Below are 15,370 nucleotides of genomic sequence, written 5' to 3' on the forward strand. Positions count from 1 at the left end.
GTGACGAGGTCGGCCAGCTGGGCGGGCCAGGTCGCTGGGTCGTGGGTCGTCCACGTCGATGACGGGGCGTGTGGCAGTCATGCCGGGCAGCCTCCCGTACAGCGGCGGTGCCGTGGCTGTCGTCGCGGTACGGCGTGACGCTGACTGCTCGCTAGAACCGGTCCTCCGCTGTGTCGATGTATCCGAACGCCTGAGCCATCCGAACCAGCGCGCGGCGAAGCAGGAGCCGCCGTTCCTCTTCGGTCAGCTGTGGATCAGCGGTGACGGTCACGCTCATCTCCGTCAGCGGCGCTCGGTCGCTGCTGCCGAACGGGGCGAGGTCGACGAAGCGGTCCAGAGAGGGGGGTGCAGTGCCGTGGGCCGAACCGGTGGCGATCTGGAGCAGTACTGTCGGCGGCTGGGACCACGGTCGAGGTGCGCTTGTGTCGCCGACGGCATCCGGCAGGACCTCGGTGGCGGTACGCCAGGCCGCGAGCAAGGTCTCCTCGACCTCCTCCACCGACAGCGTTCGATCGGACCTGGGGGCACGGGCCTCGGCGGGGGCGGAGGGTGGCGCCGCAGCGTCTTCGAGGCGCACCTCGGCGCAGGAGACGACCGCCGAGTCCATGGCGTTCGGAAGGGCGAGCATCACCGCCGTGGTGAGCTCCGCGCCGTCCCGGCTGTGGCCGGTGCTGGAGTAGCTGACGGCGTCTGCGGCGTTGCGGTGCGGACCCGGCATCCATGTCCCCATCGGCAGGTCGATGCCGTGCCGCAGGGAAAGGGTCCTCGCTGCGACAGCGAGAGGGCAGAACGGCAGTGCCTGCAGCAGGGTGCGTCGGCGTTCCGGCGTGACTTCCAACTCCCTTGCCGCTGCCCAGGGGAGAGTGGCTAGCGCCCGGACGCGAAGTTCCGGAGCGGGGACGTCCGCGGTCCAGTTACGCGCCGCTCTCGGCAGGTCGAAGCCGACCCCGGGAGCCGGCCGCCAGATCGGCTCCCCGTCGGTGGCGACCGTCAGCCGACCCGGGCCCCAGGAGCCCTCGACGAGCTCGATCGCCTCCGCATCCTCCAGCAGCGCCGTCGGGGTGCCGTCGGCAGCCGGAGCAGGAAAGCCGACGGCCGCGAGCGCCTGGCCGCCGGGCGCACCGGAACCGACAGCGAGCAGGTGCTGCCAGAGCGGCTCGGCCACGGCGACCACCGGCCGGCCCGGCAGCGCGCAGAGCACCCAACCCGCTCCGTCCCCCGCGGCGGCGAAGTGCTGCACGAGACCCGGACCGTCCTGGTAGACCGCGCCAGCCGGTTCGCCGAGCACCGCGCTCCCTCCCAGACCGTCGTACGCGCGACGGAACGCCACCTCACGGCCTGGAGCATCCTGGCCGACGCGGTACCGGGGCTCGGTCTTGTCGCCAGCGGTGAGCTTGTCGACCAGGTCGTGAAGGGTGCGGGAGGGGGCGCCGCTCGCGGCCAGGCCCAAGGCGAGAAGCCGCTGGACCTCCGCCCTCGGCAGCCAGTGCGTCCCGTCGGACTCGCGCAGCGGTACCGCGACGGTGAACGGGTTCACCTGCCCGGGCTTGCCGTTGGGCGCGGCCACGACGTGCGGGAGATTCCCCGCGGCCTGCGGCGGCACGTCGATGAACACGATGCCCTGCCCGGGGCCGCCGTGCTCGATCCACTCGATCGAGACGTTGCGCGGCGCGGGAGTGATCCGCTCCCGGAGGAGCTTGCGCATCCGGTCCAGGTCCACGGACGACCGGTCGAACGGCAGCAGCCGGTCGAGGATCTCCTGCCCGGTCTCCAGCCGGGTGCCGATGCCGAGGACGATGACTCCTCCTTCGGTGGAGTTGGCGAAGGCGGCGACGTCCTTGGCCAACTCCTCCACCGCCGAGGGGTTCTTCAGCTCGTACGGGGCGCCCTTGGCGTCCAGCCAGCGGCATTCCAGGAGGTCAAGGAGGGCCGAAGGGTTGTCGGCGTACAGGGCGGTTCGGGCCTGTTCGAGTCCGGTCTCTGGCACCGGACTAGTATCCCGTGCGTGTTGGCGAGGTCTGCCGAAATCCGACTTAGCGCCCGGTAGGTTCGCGGTACCTGATGCCGTGTGAGCACGGGAGATCCGGGAACGTCGCACGTATCGGGCTCCGGGCCGGAGCGTGGGAGCGAAGCGGTTCCATAGCCCAGCGAAAGCTGCGATGTTGCCGCACCGGTGACGTGCGGAGGGCGCCTGGCGCGTCCGGGGCCAGCAGGAAGCCGGGACGCGTGCTGCGATGGAGCTGCACCGGTGAGGCGTGGAAGCACCGGGATGCGCTGGGGCTGAACCGGCATCGTCCCGTTGCTGCGATGGTGCCGCACTAGGACGGTGCGGAGCGACAACCCGCTCGGGCAGATCCCGATCGTCCACATCCGGCTGCAATGGTGCCGCACGGGTGAAGTGCGGAGAAATCCGTCTTCGGTTACCCGTGCGCGGCCACTGCCCGATAGCTGTGATGGTGCCGGACTGGCGAGGGCGGAGGGAACCTGGCGAGGAGGCGGCCTTCGTCGACTACATGACGCTGCGATGGTGCCGCACCGGGATGGTGCGGAGCGGGGGCAGTATAGCCTGCTGCTGGGTCCTCCGGGAACGGCGCTGCGATAGTGCCGCACTGGGATGGTTCGGAGCGAGCCGGTGCACGGAGACGTTGGTCGGGCCGACGGCGGTGCTGCGATGGTGCCGCACCGGGACGGTGCGGAGCGACCTGCTCAGCGGGTCGGCGGCCACCGCTGGAGTCGAGCTGTGATCGTGCCGCACCCGGATGGTGCGGAGCGATTCGGCGGGGATATCGGTGTCGGTGGCGACGCCTTCCTGGCTGCGATGGTGCCGCACCGGGACGGTGCGGAGCGACCGGATGCGCTGCACCGGAAGGGACGTCTCGTACTGGCTGTGATGGTGCCGCATCACGATGGTGCGGGGCAACGACGATGGCGGAGATCAAGACGGCGATCGACCAGTGCCTACGATGGTGCCGCACCGACGTGGCGCGGAGGCGCGCTACGCCGCGCCTTGGGGTCGATCGCGTCCAGCGTGCTGCGATGGTGCCGCACCGACATGGCGCGGAGGCACAGCGCTGCTGAAGGATCAGCCGCTCCTGCCCTACCTGCTGCGATGGTGCCGCACCAGGACGGTGCGGAGGGACGCGCTGTGCCGGGCTGCCGGCGTCGTCGGTGCCCTTGCTGTGATGGTGCCGCACCGGGATGGTACGGAAAGACGATGACGACGAGTTCGACACGCATGTGGCCGCCGAGCTGCGATGGTGCCGCACCGGCGAGATGCGGAGGAGCCAGGTTCCGGGCGGCGAGATTGAGTCCGATGTCGTGGCTGCGATGGTGCCGCACCGGTGAGGTGCGGAGGTGTCAGGACGGGCAGTGGTGGGGCATGGTCAAGACCAAGCTGCAATGGAGCCCCACTGGGGAGGTGCGGAGACGCCAGGCGGTTGTACTCGCCGGACTCCTTACCGTCGAAGCTGGGATGGGGCCGCACTGGCATGGTGCGGAGCGACCTGCGGTCGGAGGCACCAGCACCTGCTTGTCTGAGTGACTGCGATGGTGCCGCACCGGAATGGTGCGGAGCGACAGGTCTGGCCGTGCTGCTGCGTCTCTACATCGTCCCGCTGCGATAGTGCCGCACCAGCATGGTGCGGAGCGAGGCAGTGCGATGGTGAACGTCTACGCGATGCTGCGATGGTGCCGCACCGGTGAGGCCGGACACTCCGCGCCATCCGTCGTTCTGGTCGTGGACGACCCCGTCGCTGCGATGTAGCCGCACTCGTGACGTGCGGAGGCGCCCGGATTGGGCGTCGCCTCTGGGGGAGGACGGTGAAGCTGCGATGGTGCCGCATCGGAAGGGCGCGGAGCGACAGCCACGCGGCCCGGGACTTCGGGTCGTACGCGACGGCGCTTCGATGGTGCCGCACCAGGATGGTGCGGAGCGACCGCCCATCTGCCGGATCGCGCCGCCGACCATCTGTGAGCTGCGATGGTGCCGCACCGGGATAGTGCGGAGTGACTCCACTTCAGGATCAGGCAGACCGCCCAGGCCGCATCGCTGCGATGGTGCCGCACCGAGACGGCGCGGAGCGACGGCGCTAGGTGGCGCCGGCCTCTTCGTCGCGCTGGTAGTTGCGGATGGTGCCGCACCGGCCGGGTACAGAGCGACACCTGACGCACAGACAATCGATCACGGGCTTTCCGCGCTGTGATCGGTGTCGCACCGGGATAGTGCGGAGCGACCTGCTCAGCGGGTCGGCGGCCACCGCTGGAGTCGAGCTGTGATCGTGCCGCACCCGGATGGTGTGGAGCGAGCGCCGCCGGTGATTGCTGAGCGCCTGGGCGGCGAGGCAGCGATGGTGCCGCAACTGGAGGGTGCGGAGCGCCCGCGGGCCTGGGGTACCTGCTAGTCCTGGCCGCGCAGCTGCGATGGTGCCGCACTGGGATGGTGCGGAGCGACCTGCGGTCGGAGGCAGCAGCACCTTCTTGTCTCTGTGGCTGCGATGGTGCCGCACCGGGACGGTGCGGAGCGACCGGTGATGAGGTGCTGGGAGCGGCCGGTGTCGAAATTGCTGTGATGGTGCCGCACCGAGAGGGTGCGGAGCGACGCCGGCCGCAGATGTACGCGGCGACGTCGAGCGCGACGCTGCGATGGTGCCACACCCGAACGGTGCGGAGTAATGCGAGCGCTTCCAGCTCGTCCCGGGCCTGGGCGGTGCTGCGATGGTGCCGCACCGGGACGGTGCCGAGCGAGGAGGAGGTCACCTCGCGGCTCCCCACCGAGCCGGAGCTGTGATGGTGCCGCACCGGGACGGTGCGGAGCGACGAGGACCCGCAGCTCCACGTGCACGTGGCGATCTGGCTGCGATGGTGCCGCACCGACGTGGCGCGGAGGCACAGCACTGCTGAACGATCAGCCGCTCCTGCCCTACCTGCTGCGATGGTGCCGCACCGGGACGGTGCGGAGCGACCCAGACCTCCGCCTGAATCCGGGCCTTGGCCTCGTGGCTGCGATGGTGCCGCGCCGGTGGGGCGCGGAGGAACGCGGTGGTCTGGCTTGTCACCGAGGCGCCGGACGAGCTGCGATGGTGCCCCACCGGGACGGTGCGGAGCGACTGGCGACTCAGTTCCACGGCTGGCCGCTGCACTGGGCGCTGCGATGGTGCCGCACCGGGATGGTGCGGAGCGCACGGTACGCGGGGCGGGCTGGTAGAGGCGGCTCTTGCTGCTGCGATGGTGCCGCACCGGCGAGGTGCGGAGGAACGGTGCCGTCCTGGCGGTCTGCGGGTTCCAGCACTGGATGCTGCGATCGTGCCGCACTGGCGAGGTGCGGAGACGCCCCCAACAGGCGTTTTGCACCGGGCTGGAGCAGTCGCTGTGATGGAGCCGCGCCGGTCAGGCGCGGAGGGACCGCCTGCTGGGAGATCGATCAGCAGATCTTGGTGCCTCACCGGCGTGGTGCGGAGCGGCGATCTGCTCGACCTCGCCCGCCTCGTCGTCGATGAAGCTTCGATGGTGCCGAACCGGGATGGTGCGGAGAGACGATCGGGGGGCAGGGTAGCGGCCGTGCCGATGGCGATGCGGCGATGGTGCCGCACCGGAATGGTGCGGAGCGACGGGGGCGTGCTCCCAGGTCCCGGTCTGCTTGTTCTTGCTGCGACGGTGCCGCACCGGGACGATGCGGAGCGACCCGGCTATCTGGACGACGAGGGCGGCTGGACGGCGCTGCGATGGTGCCGCACCAGGACGGCGCGGAGCGACAGACCGGCAAGGAGGACCGCCACCCGTCCTTCTGGGTGCTGCGACGGTGCCACACCGGAACGGTGCGAAGTACTGCGAGCGCTTCCAGCTCGTCCCGGGCCTGGGTGGTGCTTCGATGGAGCCGCACCGGAATGGTGCGGAGGACCGCCGGCTCGGGCGGCGCGACCGTGGTGACGAACTGCCTGCTGCAATGGTGCCGCACCGGGACGGTGCGGAGCGACGACAGGGAGACCGGGACGGCAGAGAACACGAACAGGCTGCGATGATGCCGGGCGACGCGCCTGTGGCCGGGCCACCAGGTGCACGGCGAACGGGCTGCGATGGTGCCGCACCGGGACGGTGCGGAGCGGCTACCCAGGTCCGGTAAGCCGCGACCTCGCGGTCGTGGCTGCGATGGTGCCGCACCGGGACGATGCAGAGCGACACGGGCCGCTCGCCGTGGGGACGTTGCCGACTGTTGCGATGGTGCCGCGCCGGTGGGGCACGGAGGAACGCGGTGGTCTGGCTGGTCACCGATGCGCCGGACGAGCTTCGATGGTGCCGCACTGGTCAGGTGCGGAGGACCTCCGGCTCGGGCGGAGCGACCGTGGTGACGAACTGGCGGCTGCGATGGTGCCGCACCGGGACGGTGCGGAGCGAGCTGGGGCGCAGCGACGGCGACCCGCTGACCCACCCGCTGCGATGGTGCCGCACCGGGACGATGCGAAGCGACCCGCCGGCCCACCGCGGCCGCATCACCGGCAGCAAGCTGTGATGGTGCCGCACCGGGACGGTGCGGAGCGACCTGGCGGGAGGACTGCCCGGCCTGCGTGGACCACATGCTGCGATGGTGCCGCACCGGGACGATGCGGAGCTACTACTGGCTCCGGGGCCATCTCGGACTCGGGCCACGGGCTGCGATGGTGCCGCACGGGGATGGTGCGGAGCGACCGCCGTTCAAGGCTGAGTCGCTCGACCGCGAGATGCGGCTGCGATGGTGCCGCACCGAGATGGTGCGGGGGGACGCCGGGCGCGGTGCCGAGTTCGGTCTTCTTGACCATGCTGCGACGGTGCCGCACCCGGAGTGGTGCGGAGGGGCCTACCTCGACCGGGCGGCCAGCGCGATCCTCGACACACTGTGATGGTGCCGCACCGGCGAGGTACGAAGCCACGGGACTTCGTGCAGACCGCAGGGGAGGACCTGGGGCTGCGATGGTGTCGTACCGGGATCGGTGCGGAGGAAGGACGTACGGCGCGTTCGCGACGTGGCTGGACGAGGTGCTTCGATGGTGCGGAGCGACGCGGCGCGAAGATCAGCACCGTGTCCTCGCACGCGATGCTGCGATGGTGCCGCACCGGGACGGTGCGGAGCGACCGGGCCGCAGATGTACGCGGCGACGTCGAACGCGATGCTGTGATGGTGCCGCACCGGGACGGTGCGGAGCGACCGGGCATCCCCGGCGACGTCGCCCAAGTGCCCGAGGTGCTGCGATGGTGCCGCACCGGGACGGTGCGGAGCGACCGGCATGGGCAAGGTGCAGCTGCTCATTGAGGAGTGGCTGCGATGGTGCCGCACCGGGACGGTGCGGAGCGACGATGGACCACACCGAGACCGCGTTCGCCGAGTTCTCGCTGCGATGGTGCCGCACCGGGACGGTGCGGAGCGACCTGGACCGCCAGGACCTCACCACCCTGGTGAACATGCTGCGATGGTGCCGCACCGGGACGGTGCGGAGCGACGAGCTGCCAGCGGACCTTCTCCTGCTCAGTGACGGTGCTGCGATGGTGCCGCACCGGGACGATGCGGAGCGACTCGCCGGGGTCGAGCTTGATGAGCGGAACGATGAGGCTGCGATGGTGCCGCACCGGGACGGTGCGGAGCGACATCCGAGCGTCCGTCACCTTGCGTGCCTCGTCAATGGCTGCGATGGTGCCGCACCGGGACGGTGCGGAGCGGCGCCCGCTGCGGCCGCTGGTCGACCCGGACGGGCAGATGCTGCGATGGTGCCGCACCGGGACGGTGCGGAGCGACGGGACGTACTGGTCGAGGTCACCGTCGTCGCGCAGAATGCTGCGATGGTGCCGCACCGGGACGGTGCGGAGCGACGGCGTCTGAGCTGCTGGCTTGATGGTCCGACGAGTCGGCTGCCGCGTCCGCCTGGGTATCTTTTAGGGCGATTCGGACTTGTTGCTTCGGTGCGGTGAGGTGTTTCCGTGTCTGCTTGTGGTTCCGAAGTCGTGTCCGGCCGGGATGCCGTTCTCTGTGTTGGCGCTGTGGAGTTGTCAAGGATCGGGGGTTGGTGGGGTGGCCGGGGGTGGGGTTCAGGGCCAGAGGTAGCGGCTTGCGGCGAGGGGGCCGTTGGACTGCTTGAGGCCGGTTCGGGGTGCAGTGTAGAGGGCGGTGACGCCGAGGTCGGTGAGCATCGCCGTGGTCGGGCTCGTGCCGGGGTCGGTGGCGCGGACGGCGGGGTGTTCGAGGAGGACGGTGACCGCGGTGGAGGTGAGCGGTGGTGTCCAGGCGGGCCATCGTAGGGCGCCGCGGTTGTTGGTGGTGTCCCAGCTGGTGGCGGCCTGGGCGCGGCCGGTGGCGGTCAGGCGGAAGGTGCCGAGGGCGTGGAGGGCGAGCCAGGTGGGGCCCGGCGCTCCGCGCTGGTAGGGCCTGCCTTCGGAGTTGGTATGGGCGTCGCCGAGGGAGCGGTGGTCGAAGTTGGCGGAGGCGTAGTCGGGGACGCGGCGCCACCCGTCCAGGGCCGAGCGGATCTGCCGCGGGTCGTTGTGGCAGCCGAGGACGGCTTTCTGCATCAAGCCGGTGATGGTCATCTGGCCGGCGGCGGCGATCAGCGGCGTGACGGGGGTGCGCCGCACCGTGGTGGGCCTTGAACCCTCGGTGGGCTCCGGGTCGTTCTTGCCGGTCTTGGGCTTGACGTCCTCGAAACACATGACGTTGGTCAGGGCGGCGAACCAGCGAGCCTGGCGGTCGCCCGTCTCGCGTTCGGCCTGGGCGAGTTCGCGCAGCGTGTGGTGCGCGGTGTCGACTCGAAGGCGCAGGGCTTCGTTGGGGGCGGTGGTGTCCTCGCGGGTTCGGGTCAGGAGCCCGGGGACGTGCGGGAAGGAGTCCCAGCCTTCATCCTTCGTGCCGGCCGTATCGGTGTCCTCGTCGTCTCCGTCCTCGGTCTCGGCTGTGTCGTCCAGCTGCCCGGCCGTGGGGGCGGGTTTGGGCGGGAGGTGGGTGGCGAGGAGGTCGGTGAGGGTGTCGAGGGTGAGGGGTTGGGTGGTGGTGAGGACGGCGGGGCCGGCCGGGCCGTTCCAGTGGAGGCGGGGCTTGGCGGTCAGGGCGGTGGTGGTGAGTTCGAGGATGCCGAGGGCGGTGAGGAAGCCGAGCGGGTCGTCGGCGTGCAGGGCAGGGAGTTCGAGTTGGTGCACGGTCAGTTGCCTTCTTCGGAGCAGGCGATGTCGGCGAGGCGCAGGATGGATTCCAGGAGGGCCAGGCCCCAGAAGCCGTAGCGCTGGTTGAGTGCGTCGAAGCGGTCGGGGCCGTTCCAGTCGGTGCCGATCACCGCGCTGGAGACGGTGACCGTGGTGTCGTCAGGCATGGTGCACTCGACGAGGACGGGCTCGGGGTCGGCGACCGCGGGCAGCATCGGGCGGGCGTAGCCGTGGTGCGCGGCGACGAGGTGGATGACGAGGTCGTGATCGAGCCCTTGGGCGGCGGCGGGGCCGGTGGCGAGCCAGGTCTGGACGGCTGCGGCGCTGAGGGCTTCGTGGCGCAGATCCTTGGACCAGTTGGCCAGGCGGGCTGCGCGCCTGCGGGCGACGCGGTCGGCGGGGTCCATGCCGGACTTGGCAAGGGGTTCGGGCAGGGACTCGGCGAGCAGGCGGTCACCCGAGCAGAGCATGCACAGGAACCGCGGGTGGTGTTTCCCGCAGTCGTGGGCCCGGGCCGCCAGCACGACGGCGTCGACCAGGTCGTCGGGCAGTCCGACGGCCCGAGCGAAGTCGCGGGTGCGTTCGCCGACCGTCTGGTGGTGGTGCTTGAGGGTGACGGTGCGGGTGAGGCTGCTGCTGTCCGGATCCTCGTCGTCCACGGAAATCCGGTAGCGGCCGGCGTCGGCGAGCCGCGGCGGGAGGAGGACGATCCGACCCGAGCGACCATGGTCGATCAGCACCACCCCGGCCGCAGCCGACCGTCCGGTGCGCCACTCGGCGACCTCCAACAGGCTCTCCAAGCGCCGGCGCAGCGCCGGGGTGTGCCGGGCGGAGCCATCGGGTGCGGTGTCGGTGGGCAAGTTGGCGAGCAGGCTGGTGATCGCGGCGCGGATGGCGGCGGTCGCGCTCACGGCGCCCGGGTCGTCGGGATCGGTGGTCAGGTCGGTGATGGCCTGTTTGACGATCGGGGCGAACTGCTCGGGGGTGGCGCCGGTGGTGCTGGCCAGGACGGATGGGTCCAGACGTAGCGGGGTGCGGGTGTGGTCGGTGGGGTGGTCGCCGAGGTCGGGGACGGGGGTGTCGGGGCCTGCGGTCCAGCCGTAGGCGTCGTGGCCGCCGGCGGTGGTGGGCACGACGAGGGTGGTGCCGGGTTTCAGATCTCCGGCCACGCGTGGGGCGGTCCAGGAGCCGTCTGCCTCGCGTTGGAGGACGGTGGTGCGCAGGCGGGTGGGTGGGTTGCGGGGTTCGGGTGTGGTGTCGGCGTCGGGGCCTTCGAGGTCGCTGGTGTCGGGGGTGCGGCGTGGTTCGGTGAGGAAGCGGCGCACCGCAGCGAGGGGCAGGGAGAGGGTTTCGGCGGTGTGGACGGGGGTGGTGCGGAGGTGGTCGGCGAGGGCCTCGGGGTCGGTGGTGTCGGTGGGCAGGTCGGCGCGCCAGAGGAGTTGGACTTCGGGCTGGCCGGTGTCGAGGCCGTGGAGGAAGGGGGCGGGGGATTCGTCGGGGACGGGGATGGGGCTGGTGCGGGCGAAGGCGTCTACGCGTACCTGGTGAACAGGTGGGATGTGTTCGCCGGTGCGGGTGAGCGGTGCGGTGTCGGTGTCGTCGAGGAGGCCGGGCAGGGTGGCGGGGTTGAGGACCAGGCCGTCGAGGAGGTGGGGGGTCAGTTCGGCGGGGTCCTGGGTGTCGTGAGTGGGGGCGTGTTGGGTGAGCCACTGCCAGGTGTGGGCTGCGGCCGGGCCGTAGACGGGGATGCGGTCGGGGTCCTCGGGAGTATGGGTGCGTACGAGGATCGCGGGCACGGGGCCGAGTTCGCCGCGGCGGTCGAGGCGTCCGAGGCGCTGCAGGGCGGAGGCCCAGTCGCCGCATTCGCTGACCATCGCTCCGAAGGTGCAGTCGATCCCCACTTCGAGGGTCTGGGTGCTGATCACGACGAGGGGGCGCTCGCGGTCGGGGTCGATGCCGGTGAGGAGTTCGGCCAGCGGGCCGGTGACGAGCAGGTCGCGCTCCGCGGAGCGGCAGCGGCCGGTCAGCAGCAGCACGTCCACGTCGGTGCGCCGGGCGAGCGCTTCGTGGGCGGCGCGGGCGTGGGTGATGGTGTTGGCGATCACCGCGACCGCGGGGAGCTGAAGGAGGGGAAGGACGGCGTCCAGGCCGGTGTCGGCGGCAAGGGCGAACGCCTCGGCGGGCTTCGTCGACCAGCCGCTGGCGTCCAGCAACGTCACGTGGCGCTCGGCCGCGATCCGCCGCCCGGCGATCGGATGGACACGGTCGGCATTACCGACCCCCAGGCGGGGCCGCCCTCCGGTGGCGCTGGTCGCCGACAGGCTCACCACCCGAAGCGCCCGTGCCGCCAACTCCCCGCGCGCCGCCGCCTGCTGGTAGAGCGCGGTGTCGGCGGCAGTCGCCAGCAGGGCCTTCGACAGGTGGGCCTCGTCCAGAGCGAGCAGGGCGTCGCACCCGGTCAGGGCGGCGTCGATCGGAGCCCGCTGCGGTGAGGTGTGGTAGCCACGGAACAGCAGGCGGCTGCCGTACTGGTCCACGGTCGACGTCACCACCAACGGCTGCGCCGGACTGCGCACCCAGTTCGACACCCACCTGGTGCCGCCGCGCATCCGCACCACCTCCAGCGGCGACGCTCCGCCACCGAGGTCGCGCAGCGCGGCGGCGACCTTCGCCCGCACCGAGCCGGCCGGCGCCCCGGCGAGGGCCGCGGCCAGCTCGACGGAGTGCTGGTGTGCCTGGTCGACTACCAGGCGCCGGTCGACGCAGAAGAACAGCCGTAGCGGCACCGTCCGGTGCTCCCGGCCCGGCCCGCGGGCGTGTTCCCAAGCGAGGAGAAAGATCCAGATGTCGATGAACGTCGTCTTGCCCAGCGCGGTGGGCACGTCGAGGTCGGGCCAGTTCGCGCCGTCGGCCACGGCGCTCAGGTAGGCGCTCTGCCAGGGGAACGGTGCCCAGCCCTCGCACCGGGCGCACACCGCGGTCCGTGTCCCGTCCGGGCAGTGGGTGTGGTGGTGGACCTCCCGGAAGAAGTCGGCGAACTCAGCCACCTCGATCGCCGCAGACCGCTCGGTGCCGGTCACTGGTCGTCCTCCTGGAAGTCGGGCTCCGGCCGGCACAGGCCCAGGCCGAAGTTCTTCTTGCTGCCCAGCACCACCGGCCCCGTGACCGGGACCGGGAAGGCCAGGCGCACATGGCAGCTCGGCAGCGGCCGCTCCCTGTCCTTGCGTCGCACCGGGAAGCCGCCCGCGTGGCGCGCGCCGGGGACCATGGCGTGGTGCGGGCTCACCCGCACCCGCTCCGGTTCGGGCAGCCCGGCCGCCACGCAGCTGGCGGTGACCGAGTCCGCCCAGTACGGGTCACCGTTCTTGGGGAAGCGATCGAGGACCATCGGCAGCACCGTGGCCCACACCGTCGAAGGCTCCTGCCAGGCCCACGGCTGAACGGTCAGCGGCCACGAGTCTTGGTCCGCGGGACCGACCCGCTCCAGGTCCAGCGGCTGCCCGTCAGCCAGGCGGATGCGGCGCAGCCCACCGTCGTGGTGGAGCAGCGCGGCGAGCAGTGCCCTGCGGTCCCGCTTGGGCATCTCGCGGGGCAGGGCGATGCCCAGGCCGCGCAGCATCCCGTCTGCGTGGCGGTGGCCGGCGAACGGCAGCGCGAGGTAGGCGACCGGTCGCGGGTCGTCCGGGCTGTTCTTGTGGCCGTGGACCGTAGTCATCGCCTCGACGTCGTGGCCCATCGCCTCCAACGTGCCCATCACCATGCTCCGCAGCTGGCCGGTCAGCTCCAGCGTCCACCGCGGGTCCAGCGCCACCCCCGGGGCGAACGAGAACGTCAGCAGGTCACCGAACGGCCCATCCACGCCGGGCCTTTCGGGCCGGTCCGTGTGGTCGGGGTCGAGGTAGTGGTGGGTGAGCGACTGGCTCCAGGCCGGCCGCTGGTCCTCGAACGCCTCTTCCAGCCAGGCCAAGTACCCGCGGTAGGGGACGCGGATCGGTTGCGAGCCCTTCGGGTACTCGCCGGCGGATGCCGGCAGCCAGCGCTTTCGCCACTCATCGCCGTTGCCGGGCTCGTCGGGGCCGCACCAGGCGTCCAGCAGCCCTGTCCCGGTCGAACGACCGAAGTACGGCACCCGGCGGGCCAGTTCCTTCAGCACGGGGGCGAGTTCCTCCCCCGGCTCCGCGGCCCAGCTGAACACCATCCGCGAACCCGACAGTGTCTTCTGCGCCCAGGTGCGGGGAACACCTCCTGCGGTGCGTCCGGGCAGCAAGGTGTGGGTCGCCTTCGCCGGGTTCACGATGTTGGTCACCACCCATGCCGCGCGCGGGTGTTCCGCCTCAAGGGGCTTGGCCGGGACCGTGACCACCGGTGGCTCCTGCGCCTCCAGCCACGTCAGCGCCGTACGGTGCGCGGCGTCCTCGAGGTCGGCGTGCGCGACCAGCGCGCAGAACAGGCGGGCGGGGTGGGGCGGCCACTCCGCGCGCTCACCGTCCATGCCGGTTGCCTGGTAGAGCGGCTCCAGCAGCTCCACCGAGATGTGGAAAGGCATGACGCTCTACTCGCCTTCCGCCTCGCCGATGCCCTCCAAGCGGAAGGAGCGCTCGATCGCCTCCTGCACCTGCGCGTTCGGCCACAGCAGCACCGGCTCCGTCGACCACTTAAGGCCCGCCTCCTCCGCCCGCGAGCGCGCGAACTCGAACAACTCCAGGGCCTGCGCCGCCGTCTCCAGCTCCAGCGGCTCCGTCACCGCCACACCCTCGCGCCCGCGGCCGACCCACTCGATCCGCTCCGACACCAGCAGCAGGTCGCAGCCCGACCGCAGCCGCACCGCCGGCGCCGCGAACGCCAGTCGGTCCCCCAACAGCGCCAGTGCCGCCAACAGCGCCCTCGCCGCCCGCACGTACTCCTTCGACGCGTCGCCGAAGCGCAGCGCCCTCAGACCGGCCAAGGCCAGTGACGCGTTCCGCTCGATCGCTTGCACCGTCACCCCGCCCATCCCAGCGACCGGCGGAATCATGCCGTGCCCGACCGCCGACGCCTTGAGCGTCTTCCCCTTGCCCTTCTTCCCCGTGCCGTCGACCGGCCTCCACCCGTCGGCGGTCATCTCCACGTTGTCGCCCGGGAAGTTCCACATGTCGAAACGCCCCGCCGCCCTCACCCCGGACAACGGACGCAGTCCCACCATCTCCGAGGTGTAGGCACGCGGCACCTTCAACTGCACCCGGCGCTTGCGGTGCGAATCCCACAGCCCGTACACCAGGTCCGAGGGCGCCGACTCCAGGAAGGCCCGCACATCCCCGGTTCCCGTGTCGCGCAGCGCTCGCCCCACAACCGTGTCGTCGAACTTCGCTCCGGACTTGTCCAGCGCGTCCCGGAAGTAGGCGTCACGGGAACGGTGCGGGGCGTCCAGGTTCGTCATCCGGAGCTCGCGGCCCTCCGCGCTCACGTGCAGGGCCAGATGCGGCAGGAACACATCGGCCTGGTCGACCGCCTCCAACAGAGCAGTCTCACACCGGTTCGCCTGCGACTGCCGCTGGTCCAGCAGCACCACCCCCGCAGACTCCTGCCCGACCCACCGGTCCTCGAACAACTGTCCCGGCCCGTCGACCTCCTTCTCCTTGCCCGTCGCCAGATCTCGGACGGTCCGGGTGACCTTCACGGTCGGTGGCGACACCGGCGCTCCCGCACCCGCCACAGGCTCATACCGGGCCGTCACCCGGATCGCACCGTCCACCGCAAGCCCGCCCGCCGCCTCGGCCAGCCGCTCGTACAACGCCTCCATGGAACCCTCCTTGTGCAGGAATCTCTCGGACAGTTCGCATCGAAGCAGCCCCCACCGACAGCCCTCACTCGTTTGGGTGATGATTTATCAGAAAGCCTTGAGGCAAGGTGAGTTGAGATACAATCGCTCGCTCTCCGCGTCGGTGGGCGTGCTGGCGTGCCGTTGGCGCTCCAAGTCAGTCCCGTGCAGGTCGGGATGGTGTGCAGAGCGATGAGACGGCTCTCGTTGATTCTCGGTTTTCCCCTCCGGGGCGAGAAGGGCGCAGAAGCGCCTTGACCTGGTCCTTCCAGAGGTCCAAGTCTCGGTTGAGACACCTTAAGGTCATCGGCGAGGCGGAAGCGGTGGGGGGGGGGCCGGGGGGGCAACCACGGGGACCCACCCCCCCCCCGGGGCCCCCGCGGGGGGGGGGCCCGACCCGGGGAGGGGGGGGCCCCC

The 15,370-nt window shown here is 71.2% G+C and carries 9 protein-coding genes and 1 CRISPR repeat array; of the genes, 3 read left to right on the plus strand and 6 right to left on the minus strand.

The features are described 5' to 3' along the window. Positions 1-151 precede the first annotated feature (151 nt). The gene (locus tag ACFQ6N_RS33285) at positions 152-1,987 is read right to left on the minus strand and encodes an RNA-binding domain-containing protein (protein ID WP_380657322.1); all 1,836 of its coding nucleotides are present in this window, start codon (positions 1,985-1,987) and stop codon (positions 152-154) included. A gap of 522 nt (positions 1,988-2,509) precedes the next feature. Further along, positions 2,510-2,920 carry a hypothetical protein gene (locus ACFQ6N_RS33290; RefSeq protein WP_380657323.1) on the minus strand — a complete coding sequence of 137 codons (411 nt, stop codon included), beginning with the start codon at positions 2,918-2,920 and terminating at the stop codon, positions 2,510-2,512. A gap of 1,740 nt (positions 2,921-4,660) precedes the next feature. Between ACFQ6N_RS33290 and ACFQ6N_RS33295 the strand changes: the two genes are divergently transcribed. The 3 genes from ACFQ6N_RS33295 to ACFQ6N_RS33305 all read left to right on the plus strand — a co-directional run bounded on the left by ACFQ6N_RS33295 (position 4,661) and on the right by ACFQ6N_RS33305 (position 6,872). Continuing rightward, positions 4,661-4,786, plus strand: coding sequence for a hypothetical protein (locus ACFQ6N_RS33295; RefSeq protein ID WP_380657325.1), 126 nt, complete (start codon positions 4,661-4,663; stop codon positions 4,784-4,786). Between the two features lie 1,551 nt (positions 4,787-6,337). After that, positions 6,338-6,505 carry a hypothetical protein gene (locus ACFQ6N_RS33300; protein ID WP_380657327.1) on the plus strand — a complete coding sequence of 56 codons (168 nt, stop codon included), beginning with the start codon at positions 6,338-6,340 and terminating at the stop codon, positions 6,503-6,505. 55 nt (positions 6,506-6,560) lie between these two features. After that, complete coding sequence (locus ACFQ6N_RS33305; RefSeq protein WP_380657329.1) at positions 6,561-6,872, plus strand: hypothetical protein; 312 nt, start codon at positions 6,561-6,563, stop codon at positions 6,870-6,872. A 196-nt stretch (positions 6,873-7,068) separates the two neighbouring features. Beyond that, positions 7,069-7,837: direct repeats of the CRISPR family, unit length 37 nt; unit sequence GCTGCGATGGTGCCGCACCGGGACGGTGCGGAGCGAC. Between the two features lie 215 nt (positions 7,838-8,052). Here ACFQ6N_RS33305 and ACFQ6N_RS33310 read toward each other — a convergent pair. The 4 genes from ACFQ6N_RS33310 to cas7u are packed head-to-tail and all read right to left on the minus strand — an operon-like array spanning position 8,053 to position 14,935. Continuing rightward, complete coding sequence (locus ACFQ6N_RS33310; RefSeq protein ID WP_380657331.1) at positions 8,053-9,153, minus strand: hypothetical protein; 1,101 nt, start codon at positions 9,151-9,153, stop codon at positions 8,053-8,055. 2 nt (positions 9,154-9,155) lie between these two features. Next, complete coding sequence (cas3u, locus tag ACFQ6N_RS33315) at positions 9,156-12,236, minus strand: type I-U CRISPR-associated helicase/endonuclease Cas3 (RefSeq protein WP_380657332.1); 3,081 nt, start codon at positions 12,234-12,236, stop codon at positions 9,156-9,158. Continuing rightward, positions 12,233-13,702 carry a type I-U CRISPR-associated protein Csb2 gene (csb2, locus tag ACFQ6N_RS33320; protein WP_380657334.1) on the minus strand — a complete coding sequence of 490 codons (1,470 nt, stop codon included), beginning with the start codon at positions 13,700-13,702 and terminating at the stop codon, positions 12,233-12,235. Before csb2 ends, cas3u begins: the two co-directional genes overlap by 4 nt. Positions 13,703-13,708: 6 nt before the next feature. Further along, positions 13,709-14,935 carry a type I-U CRISPR-associated RAMP protein Csb1/Cas7u gene (cas7u, locus tag ACFQ6N_RS33325; protein ID WP_380657335.1) on the minus strand — a complete coding sequence of 409 codons (1,227 nt, stop codon included), beginning with the start codon at positions 14,933-14,935 and terminating at the stop codon, positions 13,709-13,711. Positions 14,936-15,370 lie beyond the last annotated feature (435 nt).

The sequence above is a fragment of the Kitasatospora sp. NPDC056446 genome (assembly GCF_042796115.1).
Taxonomy (GTDB): Bacteria; Actinomycetota; Actinomycetes; order Streptomycetales; family Streptomycetaceae; genus Kitasatospora.

Coding starts and splice junctions, on each gene's coding strand:
- cas7u (WP_380657335.1), bottom strand. CDS start 14,935: ATGGAGGCGTTGTACGAGCGGCTGGCCGAGGCGGCGGGCGGGCTTGCG.
- csb2 (WP_380657334.1), bottom strand. CDS start 13,702: ATGCCTTTCCACATCTCGGTGGAGCTGCTGGAGCCGCTCTACCAGGCA.